At 44.4% G+C, this 19413-nt stretch carries 23 protein-coding genes; 6 read left to right on the top strand and 17 right to left on the bottom strand.

All coding sequences use genetic code 11. From position 1 onward, the window contains the following. Positions 1-51 precede the first annotated feature (51 nt). The 16 genes from ureG to OCU46_RS17050 form a co-directional block, all read right to left on the bottom strand. Positions 52-693: an urease accessory protein UreG gene (gene ureG, locus OCU46_RS17125; RefSeq protein ID WP_141271629.1), complete on the bottom strand. Its 642-nt coding sequence runs from the start codon at positions 691-693 to the stop codon at positions 52-54. 50 nt (positions 694-743) lie between these two features. After that, positions 744-1442: an urease accessory protein UreF gene (locus tag OCU46_RS17120; protein WP_141271630.1), complete on the bottom strand. Its 699-nt coding sequence runs from the start codon at positions 1440-1442 to the stop codon at positions 744-746. Between the two features lie 23 nt (positions 1443-1465). Next, a complete protein-coding gene (locus tag OCU46_RS17115; protein ID WP_141271631.1) occupies positions 1466-2038 on the bottom strand; it encodes a HupE/UreJ family protein in 573 nt (190 codons plus the stop codon). Between the two features lie 53 nt (positions 2039-2091). Next, the gene (gene ureE / locus OCU46_RS17110; RefSeq protein WP_141271632.1) at positions 2092-2541 is read right to left on the bottom strand and encodes an urease accessory protein UreE; all 450 of its coding nucleotides are present in this window, start codon (positions 2539-2541) and stop codon (positions 2092-2094) included. Positions 2542-2580: 39 nt separating this feature from the next. Further along, positions 2581-4284 (bottom strand): urease subunit alpha, encoded by a 1704-nt coding sequence (gene ureC, locus OCU46_RS17105; RefSeq protein WP_141271633.1) that lies wholly within the window; start codon positions 4282-4284, stop codon positions 2581-2583. A gap of 34 nt (positions 4285-4318) precedes the next feature. After that, positions 4319-4654 (bottom strand): urease subunit beta, encoded by a 336-nt coding sequence (locus OCU46_RS17100; protein WP_141271634.1) that lies wholly within the window; start codon positions 4652-4654, stop codon positions 4319-4321. 8 nt (positions 4655-4662) lie between these two features. Continuing rightward, entirely contained in the window at positions 4663-4965 is a 303-nt protein-coding gene (gene ureA, locus OCU46_RS17095; protein WP_141271635.1) for an urease subunit gamma, read from the bottom strand. A gap of 120 nt (positions 4966-5085) precedes the next feature. Then, positions 5086-6015: an urease accessory protein UreD gene (locus OCU46_RS17090; RefSeq protein WP_141271636.1), complete on the bottom strand. Its 930-nt coding sequence runs from the start codon at positions 6013-6015 to the stop codon at positions 5086-5088. Then, a complete protein-coding gene (urtE, locus tag OCU46_RS17085; RefSeq protein WP_141271637.1) occupies positions 6012-6707 on the bottom strand; it encodes an urea ABC transporter ATP-binding subunit UrtE in 696 nt (231 codons plus the stop codon). The genes OCU46_RS17090 and urtE overlap by 4 nt, the downstream gene beginning before the upstream one ends. A gap of 1 nt (position 6708) precedes the next feature. Next, positions 6709-7551, bottom strand: coding sequence for an urea ABC transporter ATP-binding protein UrtD (gene urtD / locus OCU46_RS17080; protein ID WP_141271638.1), 843 nt, complete (start codon positions 7549-7551; stop codon positions 6709-6711). After that, on the bottom strand, positions 7548-8696 hold the full coding sequence (gene urtC / locus OCU46_RS17075; protein WP_141271639.1) for an urea ABC transporter permease subunit UrtC: 1149 nt from the start codon (positions 8694-8696) through the stop codon (positions 7548-7550). Before urtC ends, urtD begins: the two co-directional genes overlap by 4 nt. A gap of 10 nt (positions 8697-8706) precedes the next feature. Further along, positions 8707-10332 carry an urea ABC transporter permease subunit UrtB gene (gene urtB / locus OCU46_RS17070; protein WP_141271640.1) on the bottom strand — a complete coding sequence of 542 codons (1626 nt, stop codon included), beginning with the start codon at positions 10330-10332 and terminating at the stop codon, positions 8707-8709. A 110-nt stretch (positions 10333-10442) separates the two neighbouring features. Continuing rightward, positions 10443-11726: an urea ABC transporter substrate-binding protein gene (gene urtA / locus OCU46_RS17065; RefSeq protein ID WP_141271641.1), complete on the bottom strand. Its 1284-nt coding sequence runs from the start codon at positions 11724-11726 to the stop codon at positions 10443-10445. A 292-nt stretch (positions 11727-12018) separates the two neighbouring features. After that, positions 12019-12825 carry a fumarylacetoacetate hydrolase family protein gene (locus OCU46_RS17060; RefSeq protein WP_141271642.1) on the bottom strand — a complete coding sequence of 269 codons (807 nt, stop codon included), beginning with the start codon at positions 12823-12825 and terminating at the stop codon, positions 12019-12021. 77 nt (positions 12826-12902) lie between these two features. Then, positions 12903-13085, bottom strand: coding sequence for a hypothetical protein (locus tag OCU46_RS17055; RefSeq protein ID WP_244311413.1), 183 nt, complete (start codon positions 13083-13085; stop codon positions 12903-12905). Positions 13086-13289: 204 nt separating this feature from the next. Then, positions 13290-14174: a LysR family transcriptional regulator gene (locus tag OCU46_RS17050; protein ID WP_141271644.1), complete on the bottom strand. Its 885-nt coding sequence runs from the start codon at positions 14172-14174 to the stop codon at positions 13290-13292. 234 nt (positions 14175-14408) lie between these two features. Between OCU46_RS17050 and rimK the strand changes: the two genes are divergently transcribed. Genes rimK through OCU46_RS17035 form a run of 3 tightly spaced genes read left to right on the top strand, consistent with a single transcriptional unit; the run spans position 14409 to position 16754 of the window. Continuing rightward, positions 14409-15314, top strand: a complete 906-nt coding sequence (rimK, locus tag OCU46_RS17045; protein ID WP_141271645.1) for a 30S ribosomal protein S6--L-glutamate ligase — start codon at positions 14409-14411, stop codon at positions 15312-15314. After that, positions 15314-16330, top strand: a complete 1017-nt coding sequence (locus OCU46_RS17040; RefSeq protein ID WP_141271646.1) for a succinylglutamate desuccinylase/aspartoacylase family protein — start codon at positions 15314-15316, stop codon at positions 16328-16330. Before rimK ends, OCU46_RS17040 begins: the two co-directional genes overlap by 1 nt. Further along, positions 16323-16754, top strand: a complete 432-nt coding sequence (locus OCU46_RS17035; RefSeq protein WP_141271647.1) for an ATP-dependent zinc protease family protein — start codon at positions 16323-16325, stop codon at positions 16752-16754. The genes OCU46_RS17040 and OCU46_RS17035 overlap by 8 nt, the downstream gene beginning before the upstream one ends. A gap of 49 nt (positions 16755-16803) precedes the next feature. On the opposite strand, the gene OCU46_RS17030 is transcribed toward OCU46_RS17035, so the two are convergent. Then, positions 16804-17358 (bottom strand): cysteine hydrolase family protein, encoded by a 555-nt coding sequence (locus tag OCU46_RS17030; RefSeq protein ID WP_141271648.1) that lies wholly within the window; start codon positions 17356-17358, stop codon positions 16804-16806. Between the two features lie 217 nt (positions 17359-17575). On the opposite strand from OCU46_RS17030, the gene OCU46_RS17025 reads away from it, so the two are divergent. The 3 genes from OCU46_RS17025 to OCU46_RS17015 all read left to right on the top strand — a co-directional run bounded on the left by OCU46_RS17025 (position 17576) and on the right by OCU46_RS17015 (position 19392). Next, a complete protein-coding gene (locus OCU46_RS17025) occupies positions 17576-17914 on the top strand; it encodes a hypothetical protein (RefSeq protein ID WP_141271649.1) in 339 nt (112 codons plus the stop codon). A 210-nt stretch (positions 17915-18124) separates the two neighbouring features. Further along, the gene (locus tag OCU46_RS17020) at positions 18125-18622 is read left to right on the top strand and encodes a GNAT family N-acetyltransferase (RefSeq protein ID WP_141271650.1); all 498 of its coding nucleotides are present in this window, start codon (positions 18125-18127) and stop codon (positions 18620-18622) included. 110 nt (positions 18623-18732) lie between these two features. Beyond that, on the top strand, positions 18733-19392 hold the full coding sequence (locus OCU46_RS17015) for an HAD family hydrolase (RefSeq protein WP_141271651.1): 660 nt from the start codon (positions 18733-18735) through the stop codon (positions 19390-19392). Positions 19393-19413 lie beyond the last annotated feature (21 nt).

The raw sequence follows: 19413 nt of genomic DNA, 5'->3' as shown, positions 1-19413 counted from the left end.
AAGAGAGAGTAGCCGAAACTACTCTCTCTTTCTTATTTGATGCAGACAGCTTTAGCTTATCGTCTGTGTCTCTTCTTTTAGGGTGAGCATCCCTTCTGTAACAATGAAATCGATAATAACGTCTAAGCCTTTACCTTCTTTTAAATTGGTAAATACATAAGGCTTAGTCGGTCTCATGCGCTGCGTGTCCTGTTCCATCACTTCTAATGAAGCGCCAACATAAGGTGCTAGATCGATCTTATTGATAATCAATAAATCCGAGCGAGTAATACCAGGGCCGCCCTTGCGTGGGATCTTCTCTCCCTCAGCTACATCGATAACATAGATGGTTAAATCAGCCAATTCAGGACTAAAAGTAGCACTTAAGTTATCGCCTCCACTTTCCACAAACACTACATCCAAATTCTTATGGAGTTTAGCCAACTCTTCAACCGCAGCTAGATTCATTGACGCATCTTCACGGATTGCCGTATGTGGGCATCCGCCAGTTTCAACACCAATAATACGATCCGGTTCTAGCGCTTCAGCGCGAGTCAGAATCTTTGCATCTTCTTGAGTATAAATGTCATTGGTTACCACTGCGATGTTTAGCTTGTCGCGAATGTTTTTACATAAGATTTCCAGCAGTGCGGTTTTGCCCGAACCCACTGGTCCGCCTATCCCAATACGAAGAGGTTGTTTATAGCTTTCCATTTCTTTTCCTTATGTTCTTATCTCTACCACGCTCTGCAGTTCGTTCCAATTTAAGAACGAAACAGGCGAGTATATTGAGTTTCGTGTAATGAGCTTGCTAATGCGATAGAGGGAGAAAAGCTGCCTATCATCCATGTCTCTATTTGGCTCGCATTTACAATAACTTGCGGAAATGAGCTCGTAATATTGATCAAGGCTAACTGTCCATCAGTTTGTCCTAGCGGAATCAATTTCACTCCAGCAGTTACGATATTCTCCAGCCAACTCCACAAATACCCTTGTTTCAAAGACTCGACACTAATACTCCAGTGACGAGCAGCAATGCATAAACCAAGCAGTTGGTTTGGATGACTCGTAATAGAATCAGTTACTGAGATGTCTATCTGCAGCTTTGTTAATAGAGTATTTAACGCCAACCCTCGTTGCTTTTCTTCCGCTCTCAACTCGCTAGTTTCTCGACTGGTGTATAGAAAGTCGCACCAGTACTCAATAGCATCGAGATCACCAGTTTCTAGAGCAGTGTATAGCCTGTCGAGGATGGGTAATTCCAACGTCGCTACACTCGAGCTGACCATGTAATTCAACCACTGCTCCATTGAATGGCGATCGCTTACCCAACCTGCTTCAACCGCAAATTCCAATCCTTGCGAATAGGTAAACCCGCCGATGGGTAACGATGGACTGATTAGCTGAAACAGCCGATAGCAAGCAACATCTGGCACTGGTACAGTTGATATTTCTTGACTCATAACGAAGGCCTATTGCGTAGCTGCTAAGCAGTCAACATCCATAAAGCACTAGCAGAGGCAACACCCACTGACAGCCACTTTGATGTCACTAGTCGCGACACAAATACCCCAACGGTCATCAATGCCGTTGCACTTAACGCCATACCTGTAGCAAACTGACCAAGATTAGCGGCAGCCTCTACACCGTGCGCATAGCCGTGGAAAAAAAGCAGGCCAATAGAGACTGCAAGCATACTATTTACGCGCTTTGTATTAGGAGAGAAGACCTGCCACAGGCATAAGCTCACCACAAACAAAGACGCAACGATCATTGGTTCAACAATTGCAGCAAAGCCCAACATTTTGCCTATTGCCATGCCTGCAACTAAAGAAATCAATCCAGCACCAACAAGTGCGGAGCTCTTTTTAAGCGACCAAGAAAGCGCACCAATAAGAAACCCAAAAGCAACCAACATAATCAGGTGATCCACCCCTGTCACTGGGTGAGTAACTCCAGACATAAATGAGTGCGTTTCATGATGGCTATGGCCAGGATGCGCAAAAGCCATAAACGGTGTAAGTAATGTTGCCAATAGAGCAGAATATTTAAGTTTCATCGCGATTTCCTTGCATTAATCCATTGAATCTAGCTGTGTTGTTTAAATAAAAATTAATGGTGGTGATGACCACCAGAGCGACCGCCATAAGCACCACCCTCAGGTTCAAAAGGCTGAGACTCCGATGTCACTTTTGCGCCAAGTCCCTCAACCATTTCATCCAGTACGTGATCATGCTGGTAGCGAACCCAGCCAAGTTCGACTTGCAGAGGAACGTGACGATTTCCCAGATGGTAAGCAACTCGAGTCAATAGATGCGGGTCATCGCAATAAACCGTAGATACTTGTTCAGGCGCAGCCTTAATCTCAACAACCACGCCACATTCGCTCGTGAGACGCTCCCCACCGCGCAATATATGACCACGAGGCAAGAATAGTCCTGCGTCTCTTCCATCATCCAAGGTCACTTTTAAGCGACTTTTAATGCGACTATCAATCGGCAAACTAAGGAAACCATCTGGCTTGTCGTGCCCATGTGAATGAATTTGAGTCAGTTGAATCATGTTATTACCCCAATCTCCTTTCGAGATTTATAACCTTGTTTAAAAAAGAAAATAGCGCTGAGCCATTGGTAGCTCTTCTGCCGGTTCACAGGTGAGTAGCTCACCGTCGGCACGAACTTGATAAGTTTGAGAGTCCACCTCAATTTTGGGCATCCAATCATTTAACTTCATGTCGGCCTTGCTGATATTGCGACAGTTGCTCACCACTCCTATCAAGCTCTTCAACCCCAACTTTTGCTCTATATTTTGCGCTTTGGCTTCTTTGGAAATAAACAGCATGGAAGTGCTTTGACTCGCTTTACCGTAACTGCCAAACATAGAGCGATAGTGAACTGGCTGAGGGGTTGGAATGGATGCATTTGGATCACCCATAGGGGCCATAGCTATCATGCCACCCTTCAGAATCACACTTGGCTTTACCCCAAAAAATGCTGGTTTCCACAGTACAAGATCCGCAAGTTTACCCACTTCAATTGAGCCGACTTCATGCGCCATACCATGAGTAATCGCCGGATTTATTGTGTATTTAGCGACATATCGGCGTAAACGGAAGTTATCACTGTAGTCTGAGTCTTCTTTCAAACTGCCTCGTTGAACCTTCATCTTATGAGCCGTTTGCCATGTGCGTGTGACCACCTCGCCCACACGCCCCATGGCTTGTGAGTCCGATGCAATCATTGAAAACGCGCCTAGATCGTGAAGAATATCCTCAGCAGCAATGGTTTCTCGACGAATACGAGATTCAGCAAATGCCACATCCTCGGCAATTGACGGTGACAAGTGATGACACACCATCAACATATCTAGATGCTCATCAACAGTGTTCACTGTATAGGGACGTGTTGGGTTGGTAGAAGAAGGCAATACGTTCGGCTCGCCAGCGGCACGAATAATGTCTGGAGCGTGACCACCTCCTGCGCCTTCTGTGTGATAGGTGTGTATCACTCGGTCGCCAATCGCCCCTAGAGTAGATTCGACAAAGCCAGATTCGTTGAGTGTGTCAGTGTGAATAGCGACTTGAACATCCATCTCGTCAGCAACACTCAGGCAGGTATCTATGGAAGCGGGAGTGGTACCCCAATCCTCATGTAGCTTTAAACCAACAGCACCTGCAGCAACTTGTTCTCGCAACGCTTCTGGCTGACTGGCGTTGCCTTTACCCAACAGACCAAAGTTCATTGGAAATTCATCCAACGCTTCAAGCATACGGTGCATATTCCAAGGTCCAGGAGTACAGGTGGTCGCATTGGTGCCAGTATTCGGCCCCGTTCCGCCTCCAATCATAGTTGTCACGCCCGATGCCAAGGCTTCTTCTATTTGTTGTGGACAAATAAAGTGAATATGAGAATCGATGCCACCAGCGGTTAAGATGGAACCCTCACCAGCCAGTATTTCTGTGCCAGGCCCTATGACAATATCAACGCCAGGTTGTACATCGGGATTACCCGCTTTTCCTAAAGCTTGAATGCGACCATCTTTAACTGCCACATCCGCTTTCACTATGCCCCAGTAATCAAGCACGATGGCATTGGTTATTACTAGATCCGGTGTTTCAGAACTTGGTCTCTGGCTCTGACCCATTCCATCACGAATGACCTTACCACCACCAAACTTAACCTCATCACCATAAACGGTATAATCCTTTTCTACTTCAAGCCAAAGTTCGGTATCCGCTAAGCGCACACGATCGCCCACCGTTGGCCCAAACATTTCGGCATAAGCCTGTCTGGATATTTTTGCCATGTTCAATCCTTGTAATTCTATCTTCGAAAACGAGCTACAATTTGCCCATTACCTTTCCCTGAAAACCATACACTTCCAATTTACCTGCATAACGCACAAGCTCGACGGTGCGAGATTGTCCAGGTTCAAATCGTGTCGCGGTTCCTGCGGCAATATTGAGTCGAAAGCCTTTGGTTACTTCCCTATCAAACGTGAGATAAGGATTAGCTTCGTAGAAATGGTAATGGGAACCAATTTGAATGGGGCGATCACCTACATTCTCAACGGAAACCGAAACAATATCGCGGCCTTCGTTGAGTTCGATATCACCCGCTGCAGTCTCGATTTTTCCAGGAATAAATCCGGCATGTGCTTTTGTAGAACCAGCCATAATCCCTCCTACACAATTGGTTCGTGTACGGTGACCAATTTGGTCCCGTCAGGAAATGTGGCTTCAACTTGAACGTCGGGGATCATAGAAGGGATCCCTTCCATAACATCGTCAACGGTAAGAAGTGTGCGTCCGTAATCCATCAACTCGGATACGGTTTTACCTTCACGAGCGCCTTCCAAAATTGCGCTACTAATAAGTGCTATCGATTCAGGATAATTAAGCTTCAACCCTTTGTCTTTTCTTTGCTGCGCAAGCATGCCTGCACAAAAAATTAGCAACTTGTCTTTTTCTCTTGGAGTTAATTCCATTTACTAGCCCACTGTTGTCATTGTTCATGCTTACTGCTCTTGGTTTAAGAGCATTAAGTGGTGATGCCAGCAAGTGGTGCAGTAGAAGCTAAATCTCCATTCAGCCTCTACCGCCTATGGTTATGTCGACCAAATTCTTGGCAAATCCGGTTCCACACCATTTTGATGCAAATGCATTTTTTGCCAAATATGGCCAAATGCAAATAAGATATCCTCACTCCAGGTTCCTAGAGCTCTCACTACGATAAGACCTTCTATTTGCGTCGCACCAATCAACAACGCAGGTGTCTTCGACTTGTTTGCAGAACTTCGTAGTGCATTCACTTGCTGTGCAATGGGTTGTAGCAAGCTCTGTACCAACTCTAAGTCTTCATGATCATTTGACGTAAAATAAAAACTCGCCATCATAGAAAAACCCAGCAAACCTTTATTAATCATAAGGTTATCACCACCAGAGAAGTTCAATCCTTCCGTCAGCAATCGCTTTCCATCTAGAAAAAACTCAGTCTTGCCAATAAGATAACCTTCATCATATCCCTCTTTCAGTGCAGGGCGTCCAAAGCAGTGCATCTCCCAGCCCCAAAACTGAGCACCCGTTTCAAGATGCACCTGCGTATCTAAGCGAGCATGCGCATTCGGGAAAAATATGTTCTCCTGTGGCAACCATTGCAGGCACGCCCCCTTCTTAACATCAAGGGTTTGCTTTTGCCTCGCATACTTATTGTTGGAACGGTAAAATTTAGTTGCGCCAGGGGTAGTGATTAACACATGAGCCCCTGATTCCACGGTGACATTAATACCTAAAGTATCACCACCCACAACACCTCCAGGTGGATGAAGCAGATAGGTATGACACGTTTGACCATCAGGGTAGAGAGGACGCTGTATAGCGAGTGGACCTGATTGAGTTCTGTGCTTCAGAACCGTTTTGTCTCCACGGTCAACAAAGGTCAGATTCAGTGTCGCCTTCCAGCCAGTGCGAATGTCTTCCTCTATGGCTAAACCTAACGAAGACGGGTGCAACTCAACGTGATCCAATATGGAACTCATACAGTCAAGTACTCCTTAATCAGTTGTTCGTTTAGACCACCCATCTCACCCTCTGCCACTTGTCGACCCCGATCTAGAATACAAAATCGGTCACCAACCCTTCTAGCAAAGGGCAGCTTTTGTTCCACCAGCAAAACAGTTAAGCCTAACTTTTCGTTTAACATACGAATGATGTCGCCAATTTCTTGGACTATGTTAGGTTGAATGCCCTCTGTTGGTTCATCAAGTATTAGAAGCTTAGGGTCAACGACCAGAGCCCTGCCGATAGCCAGTTGTTGTTGCTGGCCTCCAGATAAATCGCCACCACGGCGATGAAGCATCTCTTTTAGTACTGGAAAGATGTCAAAAATAAACTCAGGAATCTTACGATCCCCTTTCTTGCGTATTGGCAGACCAACTTCTAGATTTTCCTGCACAGTCAGCATCGGAAATATCTGTCGCCCCTGAGGTACATAAGCAATCCCCTTACGAGGCCGCTCTTCCGCATCAAGTTTCAATAGAGAGTTACCCTGTAGGGTAATATCGCCACTTTCAACTTTGACTAAGCCCATAATGCACTGCAATAGTGTGGTTTTCCCCACACCGTTGCGCCCCATCAATACCGTACATTTTCCCTCTGGAATCTCCATATTCAGATCCCACAAAGTATGACTCTCGCCGTAATACTGGTTAACTGATTTGACCTCTAACATCCTATTCTCCGAGATAAACTTGTTTAACTTCTGGGTGAGCTTGAACCTGATCCATAGTTCCTTCTGCGAGCACATGTCCTTGATGCAGCACGGTAACGTGACTTGCAATAGAGCGAACAAAGTCCATGTCGTGCTCGACTACAACTACCGAGTGCTTACCTGCTAGCGAATTTAATAACTCAGAGGTACGATCCATTTCTTGATGTGTCATACCCGCGACTGGTTCATCCACGAGTAACAGTTTTGGGTTTTGCATCAGCAACATGCCGATCTCCAGCCATTGTTTTTGACCATGAGATAAATTCCCGGCATTGTTTTGAGCTTCATCTTTAAGGTGAATTAGCTCTAGTACAGAAAGCAATTTATCCTTTTGCTCCCCTGTCATTCTGGCGGTGAACGTTCCCCAAACAGAGCGAACACCAGACATGGCTAGCTCTAAGTTTTGCCAAACAGAGAGACACTCAATAACCGTGGGCTTTTGAAACTTGCGTCCAACGCCTGCATTGGCAATTTCTGCTTCATTCATTTTCAATAGGTTAATATTGGAACCTAACCAAACTTCACCAGTATCGGGCTTTGTTTTACCGGTAATGATATCCATCATGGTGGTTTTTCCGGCCCCGTTAGGACCGATGATGCATCGAAGTTCACCTTCTTTTATGTACAAATTGAGGTCATTTATCGCTTTGAACCCATCAAAGCTTTTATTCACTCCCTCTACGTACAACAAAATATTATGACGAGTATCGATGGCAGGGTGCACATCTGGTTTTAGAAACTCAAACACCTCATCTCGGCGCGTCAGCGAGTGCATCGATTTTCTCATTGAAGATAATGCGTTCATGCTGTCGCCTCCTTAGACTTTGCCGATTTATTAGCCGACCGTTTTCGAACCCCATCCACTTGCTGGTTAACAAAACCGATAACACCTTTAGGGAAGTACATAGTGGATAAAACGAACAGACCACCTAGGGCAAATAACCAAACTTCAGGAAACTCTACCGTGAACCAACTCTTCGCATAGTTGATGATCAATGCACCAACAATGGCGCCAAATAATGTTGCTCGGCCTCCCAATGCCACCCATACCACTACTTCAATGGAGTTTAATGGTGCAAACTCTCCCGGATTTATGATACCTACCTGAGGTACGTACAAAGCGCCTGCAATACCCGCAATAACAGCGGATAACACGAACACCCCGAGTTTGATGCCATCAACGTCATAACCCATGAAGCGCGTTCGAGATTCCGTATCACGAATAGCCAGTGCGACTCTTCCTAGTCGGCTTGTGACCACCATCCTGCACACGACGTAACTGATAATCAGTGCAATACCAGTACAGATAAATAACCCGATTTTTGTTGCATCACTTTGTAAGCTAAACCCAAGAATGTCTTTGAAATCGGTCAAACCGTTGTTTCCGCCAAATCCCATCTCATTGCGGAAAAACGCCAACATCAATGCATAGGTCAGCGCTTGGGTCATAATGGATAAATAAACGCCAGACACACGTGAACGAAATGCCAAATGACCAAATATATAAGCCAATACGCCTGGTACTAATACCACCATCAGCATGGCAAACCAGAATTGGTCAAAGCCCATCCAAAACCAAGGAAGCTCTTTCCAATCAAGAAAGACCATAAAGTCCGGCAAGATAGGGTCACCGTATACGCCTCGATCGCCAATTTGGCGCATTAGGTACATCCCCATGGCATAACCACCGATAGCGAAAAACGCACCGTGACCTAAGCTCAAAATCCCCAAATACCCCCAGACCAAATCCAACGCCAATGCCAACATCGCATAGCTTAGGTATTTGCCCATCAAGGAAATAGTGAATGTCTCAACATGTAAGGGATGACCACTAGGCAACATAGTATTTGCCAGAGGTACAAAGATAACGGCAGCAAGCAGAGCTAGAATTGTCAGTTGCCCCCCCTTGTCTCCCCGCATCGCTGAAAGTACGAACGACTTTGACTGCATGATGTTCTCCTTAACCTTCAGCCGCACGACCGCGCTGAGGAAATAGACCTCGCGGACGTTTTTGAATAAATAAAATGATGAATACTAGAACGAGAATTTTGGCCAAAACAGCACCAGCCCAAGGCTCTAGAACCTTGTTAAATATGCCTAAGCTCAAGCCTGCAACCAATGTGCCCCATAAATTACCGACACCACCAAACACCACGACCATAAAGGAATCAATAATGTAAGCTTGGCCCATGTTAGGCCCAACATTAGTTAACTGAGACAACGCCACACCGGCAATCCCTGCAACGCCAGATCCTAAGCCAAAGGTCAGCGCATCAACACGTTCTGAGCGAATTCCCATTGCTCTTGCCATGCCCCGATTTTGCGAAACAGCCCTTACCTGCAAACCCAGTGGCGTTTTCTTAAGCACCATTAATAGTCCCCAGAAAACCAAGCCACAAAACAGTACGATATAGAGACGGTTGTATGTCAGTGACAGCATAGGGTTCAGTTGAAGTGCACCTGACATCCATTCAGGCGTACTTACGGATCGATTAAGTGGAGAGAAAATAGAGCGAACGGCTTGCTGCAAAATAAGGCTGATACCAAATGTTGCTAGCAATGTTTCTAAAGGGCGTCCATATAGGTGACGAATCACACTGCGTTCAATGGCTATTCCAACCAGTCCAGAGACGATAAACGCAGCAGGTATTGAAAGAATCAAGGCCATACCAATATTGTTCGGCATGAGTTGCTGCAATACATAGGTAGTGTATGCGCCGATCATGATCAGCTCGCCATGAGCCATGTTTATGACACCCATAACGCCAAATGTAATCGCTAAACCGATTCCCGCCAATACCAGCACAGAACCGAGGCTCAACCCAAAGAATGCAGTTTCAACACCAGAGTATAAGCGCTGGCTTTGTTCATATTTCGCTAAGGAACGCTCTGCCGCGACCAATACAGATTGCTGTTGTTCGCTAGCTAAGATGCCATTAAGAGTTTTTAATACGATCGCTTGCTTAGATTCACCAAGAACTTCTATCGCTGCAACCCTTGTCGCACTGTCTAGAGCTTGGTCTTGTGCCCTGCTGACAGCCAAAGACAATGTAATGAGGTCAATAATCTCATCTTCAGTCTCAACCTCTAGACGCTGGCCTAGGCTAACTAATACCGCACTATCTTTTGTTCCCAATAGATCTGAAACAGATTGCTTTCGCATATTGGCATCAGGGCTATCTAAGCCCAGTATCGCCATTTGAATACGTAATAAGCCTCTCAACTTATTGTTTACTGAGACCTTCTTATAATCTCTTCTATTCTCAATGGAAAGTGTTGATGCATCCCAAATAGAGGTCGCATCTAAGCCAACTTTCAAATCACTGACGAAGTAAATGCTCTTGTATAAGTCACTACTTCTATCGTTGAAGTAGTACAGTTTACCTTCTAGCCAATTTTGTAAGATAGGCCTAGCTTTCTGGGCATCCGCTTCTGTCACCAACCAAGTGATCGCTGACTCTTTATCAGCGTTTTTTTTCCCAACTAGCGCCTTTGAAAAACTACTTTCGTCCGTCACTGCCGCAGTAGAAAGCTGAGCAAAACAAAGAGAAATTAGTGTCACAACGGTTAAAAATATCCGTTTCATTAATCTGGTTCCTTGCTAAATATCGAGCAACCTTGTTGTTATTAAATATGTTACTCACAAGCCATATGGAAAAGCCCCCAACTTTAGGGGGCTGAATTGCGTTATCTGACTTACTTAGAACCAGAACATTTCTTAGTTTCAACATTGAACGCGCCACATGAGAATGGCTTAGACCAGCTTGAGTAAAGCTTTGCTGACTCTGGCAGATAAGCGGACCATGCATCACCAGCCACTAGTCCGGTAGTTTCCCAAACAATGTCGAACTGACCGTCATCTTGGATTTCACCAATCAAAACAGGCTTAGTTATGTGGTGGTTTGGTAGCATAGTAGAGTACCCGCCCGATAAGTTAGGCACAGACACACCAATCAAGGCATCTTGCACAGCTTCTGCATCTGTTGTACCGGCGTTAGTTACTGCCTGTACCCACATATTGAAACCTACGTAATGCGCTTCCATCGGGTCATTGGTAACACGATCTTCACTTTTGATGAATGCTTGCCACGTCTCAATGAATTCCTCATTTGATTCAGTGTCAACGCTCATAAAGTAGTTCCAAGCAGCCAAGTGACCAACAAGTGGCTGGGAATCCATGCCCGACAGTTCTTCCTCACCCACAGAGAAAGCAATAACAGGAATGTCTTCTGACGATACGCCTTGCGCGCCTAACTCTTTATAGAAAGGAACATTCGCATCTCCATTGATGGTTGAAACCACAGCAGTCTTTTTACCTGCAGCACCGAATTTCTTAATGTCAGAAACAATCGACTGCCAATCAGAGTGACCAAATGGTGTGTAGTTAATCATGATGTCTTCAGACGCTACGCCTTTATCTTTAAGGTAAGCTTCCAAGATCTTATTTGTGGTTCGTGGATAAACGTAATCGGTACCTGCAAGTACCCAGCGCTCAACCTCTAGCTCATCCATCAAATAATCAACCGCGGGGATCGCTTGTTGGTTTGGCGCAGCACCAGTGTAAAAAACATTTTTCGAAGACTCTTCGCCTTCATATTGAACTGGGTAGAAAAGAATACTGTTTAGTTCTTCAAATACCGGAAGCATTGATTTTCGTGACACCGACGTCCAACCACCAAAGACAACATCGACTTTTTCTTTCTCAATTAATTCTCGTGCTTTTTCAGCAAACAATGGCCAGTTTGACGCAGGGTCAACGACGACAGGCTCTAGTTTTTTGCCCAGTAGGCCACCTTTTTTGTTCTGCTCTTCAATAAGCATCAGAACAGTATCTTTCAAGGTAGTTTCACTGATTGCCATAGTGCCGGACAAAGAGTGAAGTACACCAACCTTGATGGTGTCAGCAGCCAGTACGCTGGCAGAAGATAGAGAAAGAGAGGTGCATAGTGCTGCTAGTGAAAGTTTGAACGCCTTGTTCATGATATTTACTCCGTGGTTGTGAATTGTTATTCACTAAAGACGTATCAAGAACAGTGCCAATTATTTTTATCTAATTACTTTTTTTTAACTCTTTGATTTATATAAAATATGCATTCAGTGCCAACCAAATTGGTGCAACTTATTGTATTCAAAATGTTGCGCAGTGGTGCACGTGAACCAGAATTGTTCACAGCTGTGCATCATTTTAGAAGGTCTAATACAAGTGCACGATAGACAAGCGAGCCTGAAAAAATAGCCCACTTTTAAAAACTTCAATTTCTATCTAAACAAGCTAAAACTTAATCGCGTTACTCAGTTCCCCAACGCCCTCTATAGAGACCGAAACCACGTCATTGTGCTTCAATGCTCTGGTACGGCCCGGTGTGCCCATGAAGATGAGATCACCTGGCTTGAGGGTAAAATACTGACTTAAATAAGAGACGACTTTAGCTGGACTATGAATCATGTTTCGGGTGCTTTCTTGCTGCACCACTTCACCATTTAGTCGAGTTGTTAACAGCACGTTTTGATAATCAACACCACGCGTAATGGTGCTCGCAATAGGGCCAAAACCATCAGAAGCCTTAGCTCTCATCCACTGCAGATCACGCCCCTGCCAGTTTCGCTCAGTAATGTCATTCCCTACAGTGACACCAAAAATGGCGTCTTTGGCCTGCTGCTCACTGATATTGCGCACTTCTTTACCGATGACGAGTACAAGCTCCCCTTCAAAGTGCACATTCGTTGCACCTTTAGGCACCAATACAGGCTCTCCAGAAAGCACTAGCGACGAGGGTAATTTCAGGAATAATGGGGGCGGCTTGTTGGAGGGGGAAGAAATGTGGCTGGCAAAGTTCATGCCTACCGCGAATACCTTTTCAGGCTCGACAGGCAACAGTAGTTTTATATCGCTGAATTTAATCGGCTTGCTAGAAATGGAATACTCGCCAAAGAGATCCCCCTCTATTGGATAAACCTCTTGCCCATTCAGCTGACCATAGCCAGTACTTCCTTGATACTCAAAGCGAACAAAATGCTCACTAGCGGCGTAGGTTAATACGCTAAAGCAAAGTGCACATGCGAGAAAAATCCATTTCATAAATACCCCCTAGAAACCCTAAACTTACGTAGAAGTCCAGACTCTCGATCATAGTAGAGTATTGAGCTGATAAAAGATTATTCTCCCGTCAACAAGGTAATCGGAGCTTCATCTATCAGCTCGTTAGCATCGCCAAATGCGAGTATCGTTTGGTTTAAATCATAAAACAAATAACCAAATGCAGCCGATAGAAGTAACACCACAAGCGTAGCCATCATCCCTTGCTTGAAGATAAACTTGAAACCTGATTCATAACACATAAGCACCTCAATCCTTTGAATTTGCTAATGAATTCAATATTTATATTAAGGGCTATTAAATCGATAGATTAGTGATAACTAGAGGTTTTGTGAGGTTTGATTTGGGTTCCAATTAAAATTGAAGGCACGATCACTTTCGGTGTAATCAGTTAGCCAGTTTGCGTGATCTGGGTATATGCAAACTGGCCAACAAATCCTAGTGGATCAACTCGTTTCGCTCCCCTGTTGCAGGGTAAACGTCGTTTGAGGGTCTATTTGTGAGAACAATTTCTCTACCTGTTTAATGGCATCAATTGATGTACTCGATTTTCTATAACTCAAATACACAGGTCGCTTCCATTCCTCTATTCCATCGACTAGATACAACTGACCTGCAGCGATAAAGGGCTCAGCTACCGATTTTGGCAAATACGCGGTGCCACTTTTCTCTAAAATAAAATCTAACGCAATACGGCCGGTAGAAGTTCTTAGAAAAGGAGCCGGTGTTTTTGGATGACGCTCTGCATGCTCAGAGGCAAAACGTGTGCCCCAATCCACATAAACATAACTATGGGAAAACGCTGTTTCCGCTGTACTTTTAGATGTAGAAACCAATACCAACTCAAGGTCGGCCACTTTAGCACTGAACAATTCATCAGATTTAAGCGGATCAAATACAAAGGCAATATCTAATGTACGCTCTAGCAAATTTCGATTAAGTTGCTCCCGTGACAAGGACTCTGCAATAAAGCCGTACCCTGAGAATGAATCAGTGATAACGCTCAAGCCATTTTGCAAGTACGCATCCCAAATATTAGGCGTGCCACCGATAGTCAATTGCAATGCTTTGCCACTGTCGAGAGACAGTTCGAACTTTGCTTGTTGTAAGGTACTTACCATAACCTCGGCATACCCTATCAATCGTTCTCCAGCACTGGTTAACTTGATAGCATTACGATCTCGAATAAACAGCGTGGTATCAAAATACGACTCCAGTTGCTTTATTCGCGCACTCACGGCAGCCTGAGTTATATAAAGATTCTCAGATGCACGACCAAAGTGTCTTTCTTTGGCCACTTCAAGAAAGGTTTTAAATACCTTTACATCCATAACGTTACTCTCTCATTGAGCCCTATTTTATTGTGATTGGGGCAAGTACCTACTAACTAGTCCTACACAATACTCCCAACAAATAGCCGAAGTACATAGGCTAGTATCGTAAATTTAAACTTATTTTCTACGACAAATATTCCTTATCTTGTCGACAAAAATTATTCGCTTACGTTTGCAGGAAGATCCGAATACAGTGCGCGCAAATTAACCATAACTGTAGGAACCGCTCCAATGCGCATAGCAATCTTATCTCGCAATGAATCTTTGTACTCTACTCGTCGCCTTAAAGAAGCAGGTGAAGCGAGAGGACACCAAGTAGATATTATTGATACTTTGCATTGTTATATGGACATTACTAGTAATAGTCCAAAGGTTCGCTACCAAGGTGAAGATCTGCCTCATTACGATGCGGTCATCCCAAGAATTGGTTCTTCGATTACCTTTTACGGCACAGCAGTGGTTCGTCAATTTGAAATGATGGGAACCTTTGCTGTGAATGAGTCTGTCGCAATCAGTCGTTCTCGCGACAAGTTACGCTCATTGCAATTGCTATCGCGTAAAGGCATTGGCTTACCTCGCACTGGGTTTGCAAATAAACCAGATAACATTCCCGATGTAATAAAAAACGTCGGTGGTGCTCCTGTAGTCATCAAGCTTCTAGAAGGTACTCAAGGCATTGGCGTTGTGTTAGCAGAAACTAACAAGGCGGCAGAGAGCGTTATTGAAGCGTTTATGGGCCTAAAAGCGAACATCTTGGTGCAAGAGTTCATTGAAGAAGCAAAAGGCGCTGACATTCGTTGCTTTGTAGTGGGCAACAAAGTCATAGCCGCGATGAAACGTCAGGCAGGTGAAGGCGAATTCCGCTCTAACTTGCACCGTGGCGGCACAGCGCAGCTCGTGCGCTTGACTAAAGAAGAGCGTCAAACTGCAATCAATGCGGCTAAGGCAATGGGGCTAAATGTGTGCGGCGTAGACATTCTGCAATCTAAAAATGGTCCTGTTGTGATGGAAGTAAACTCCTCACCAGGTCTAGAAGGCATTGAAAAAGCGACAGACAAAGATGTTACGAGCATGATCTTCGACTTTATTGAGAAGAATGCCAAACCAAACGCAAACAGAACTAAAGGAAAAGGCTGATGAGCAAGGCACTTACTATTGCTGGGATAGACATTCTACCTGGTGAGCAATGCCAGATTGATGTACCTGTTGCTAAGCTGTACACCGATACAGAACTATCGCTGCCAGTACACATTCAGCGTGGTAAGCGCCAGGGGCCAACCGTGTTCGTCAGTGCCGCGGTTCATGGTGATGAGCTTAACGGTATTGAAATCATCAGGCGTCTGATCTCGGCTAACCTAAATATCATCCGAGGCACCCTAATATTGGTGCCTATGGTAAATGTTTATGGGGTGCTAAACCAGAGCCGTTACCTGCCGGATCGCCGCGACCTCAACCGTAGCTTTCCTGGTTCAGTGAAGGGCTCGATGGCAGCGAGATTAGCGCATACTTTGATGGAAAATATCGTCAAGCACTGTGACTACGGCATTGACCTGCATACTGGAGCGATTCATCGCTCCAACTTGCCGCAGATTCGAGCTGATCTTAGTGATGCTGAGACACGTGATCTTGCCGAAACATTTGGTGTGCCAGTACTGTTAAATTCAGTACTGAGAGATGGCTCTTTACGTGAAGCAGCAACCAGCAACAATACTCGAATCTTGCTTTATGAAGCAGGCGAGGCGTTACGTTTTGATGACCTATCCATCAATGCCGGTTATCAAGGTGTGCAGAACGTATTAATGAAGCTAGGCTTGATTCGCAAGCGTCGAATCAAGCGTAAAATTGAGCCATTTATTGCTAACAAAAGCGAATGGCTGCGAGCGAGTGGCAGTGGCTTCGTCAACGAGATGTTCGAGCTTGGAGAACAAGTGATTAAAGGCCAAACCTTGGCTGAGATACACTCTCCACTCGGCGAGTTAATCCAAAAAGTGGTTTCTACACGCTCTGGAATCATTATTGGTAAGCAAAACATTCCTTTGGTCCAAGAAGGCGATGCCATGTATCACATTGCTTACTTTGGACAAAATGATGATGGTGTTGCAGAGCATATAGAGCTCCTGCAAGACACTTTAGGTGAAAGTGATAATGGATAGATTGATAATCGGTAATCTTGAGCTGTGTAGCTTGCCTGAGTTGGGCATTGATGATCTCGAAGTGCGAGTTGATACAGGTGCAAAAACCTCATCATTGCACGCCGATAACATCCGAAAATTTCGCAAAATTGGCAAGCCGTACGTGGAGTTTGACCTTCACCCTGATATCTACAACTTGGAAAAGGTTGTTACATGTCAGGCTAAAGTGATTGATTCACGTAAGATCAAATCTTCAAACGGAGAGGCGGAGCAGCGTTGCGTTATTAAGACCACATTCAGTATTGCTGGGCACAGTTGGCCAATTGAAGTGACGCTAACCAACCGTAAAGACATGTCATACTTGATGCTGCTAGGGCGTGAAGGTATGGGTAATAAGGTATATGTTGATCCTAGTCGCGCATTTACCTTGGGTAGTGAAGAGTAAAGTTTCTTACTCGAAATAAATGAAGGAAGCCATGGCTTCCTTCATTCGTTTACTGTGCATTAATAATTTGCTCCGAGCTCATTAACACGCTCATCTTAGGAAACAACTTCTCACAGCTATGCTGATGGCAAACTAAATCCATATCCGCAACGGCATCTTCTACAATCACCACATTGTAATCTAACTCAAAGGCTTGTCTCGCTGTCGATTCAACCCCAACACTAGTGGCAATTCCGGTGAGATAGATATGAGTAATTCCTAGATTTTTAAGCTGCTCATCTAGGCCAGTATTAGTAAATGCGCCCCATGAGTATTTTGTTAGGTACTTAAAGTTAGGGTTGTTGCTAAGGCTTTCTATCACCGGCCCCCAAACAGTCGCAGATGACGATTGAACACTTTGAGGTGCCCGTTGTTGCACATCTGTGAGCCCTTTTGTTCGACCTGCCACGTTAACAATGAATACAGGCAACTGGGCACGTTCAAATGCTTCACATAACGCTAGGCTATTGCTAATTACTGGCGCTGCTATCTCTGTAGGCACTTTATCAACAATACCTTCTTGAAGGTCGATGACGATTAATGCCGAATGCTTACTTATACCCATTAGTCGATGCCTTTATTGCTATATACGCTTTAAATCAGGATACACCCACTGTGTGCGTTTTGTCCGCAAAACATGTTAGCTGTTACTGCAACCCTCTGTTTCGCACAGTTCTACCAATCCAAAACACACCATTATTCTCTAAGTCGATCCATGTTTGAAAATTCACAAAGTTGTTATGTTATGTTTTGCAGAATTTATAACCATTGGAAATCTCATCTTGAAACGTATTTTAGTCGTAGCGGTAACTGCAGGAATTCTTACCGCCTGTGCAGGTCAACAACCTGTTCGTAAGCTTGGCCCCGCATGTGATACTGATGTCGCAATCACAAAAGAGAAGGTCGGCGTATCAAGCAGCTACTACGTGGAAAACAACAACCAACAACAGAGTGCAACAGGCCTTATTCAAGTAAACTATCGCCCAGACTCTGCTAGCGGTTTATCCGCAACAACACGCTACAGTTTTGACTTACAACCGGGCGAAATAACAAAGCTAGATACATGGGAAGCCAATGCCTTCCCTGAGCTTCAGTTTATGCGCTGTAACTATTACCAATAAAATGGTTATCCGTTTACTTTGACACATAAACCCACCACCTCAAATCTAGTCTTAAACTTCAAAAATGATTGGCCACTCGCAGAATTTGATGTCTACGCTCGATTGACCCTGTATAGGGATGATGAAAAAGATTACATCGATTATTCTAGTTACCAAGCACAATGAAAACGACGGCAGCCTTAAGGTTGCCGTTATTGTTTAAGAGGATATATGGACGTTACCTTTACGAGAGTCACCAACCAACAACAGATCGATACTATTGTCGACCTAGCTAATATCATATGGACCGAGCACTACACACCCATCATAGGCGCAGAGCAAGTTCACTATATGCTCACTCACATCCACTCGCCAACGACAATATCTACAGAAGTAAAAGATAGCAATATTCACTATTACCTAATCCATAAGGGCGGAAAGCCAGCCGGATATGTTGGTATAAAACTGCAACCAGAGCAGCTGTTTTTAAGCAAGATTTATGTGCTTTCTAGTCAGCGAGGCAATGGTATTGGAGCGCTCTCGATTAGCTTTATCAAGGATCTAGCCAAGTCCAACAATTTGAATAAGATTTTTCTTACCGTCAATAAATACAATGCCCACTCCATTGCAGCATACCAGCGCATAGGCTTTGAAATTACGGAAGAAATCGTTGCAGATATTGGAGGCGGGTATGTCATGGATGACTATAAGATGGAGCTAAACCTCTAAAAACTGCAATAAAATCGAAATAAAGAATCACTACTATCAGCGTACGCTGAGGCATAACTATGCCCTCATAGCTATATCCTCACTAAGAACATCGTCAAAGAGAGCAAGAAATGGCAAAGCCCCTATATGTATTTGATATGGACGAAACGCTAATCAATGGCGATTGTGCAATGATCTGGAACGAATTTCTCCTTGAGAAAGGCATAGTTCAAGACTCTAAATTTTTGTCTGAAGATAAGCGCCTGATGGAGCTCTACTCTCAAGGCAAACTTGATATGGACGAGTATCTAGAATTTGCAATGGCACCACTGCTTGATATGCAAAAGGAAGATGTTGATGCCTTAGTGGATGAATGCGTAGAAACTCATATTTTGGATCGCCAGTTTGGTGAGTCTAGGGCCTTAATACAGCAGTTAAAGAAAGATGATATAGATATGTTGATCATCTCAGCCACGGTGACATTTATAGTGGAAGCGGTTGCCAGACGTATTGGTATCAAACACGCCTTAGGTATTGATCTTGCCGAAAATAATGGAAGATATACAGCAAAAATAGAAGGTATACCGAGCTACAGAGAAGGTAAGGTAGTGCGCCTTGAGCAGTGGCTGTCTGAAAACAACCACGGTTACTCATCTATTCACTTCTATACAGATTCCATCAATGACCTCGCACTTTGTGAGCATGCCGACTACGCCTACCTGATAAATCCATGCCCACGTCTTGCAGTGTTGCCAAAACGACACAACTGGACGACTCTCAACTGGAGTTAATCTAGGCACAAATAAAAACCC

Source organism: Vibrio comitans (assembly GCA_024346835.1).
GTDB lineage: Bacteria > Pseudomonadota > Gammaproteobacteria > Enterobacterales > Vibrionaceae > Vibrio > Vibrio comitans.
The sequence above is the reverse complement of the archived record's forward strand: the minus strand, read 5'-3'. Positions and strand labels throughout refer to the sequence as shown.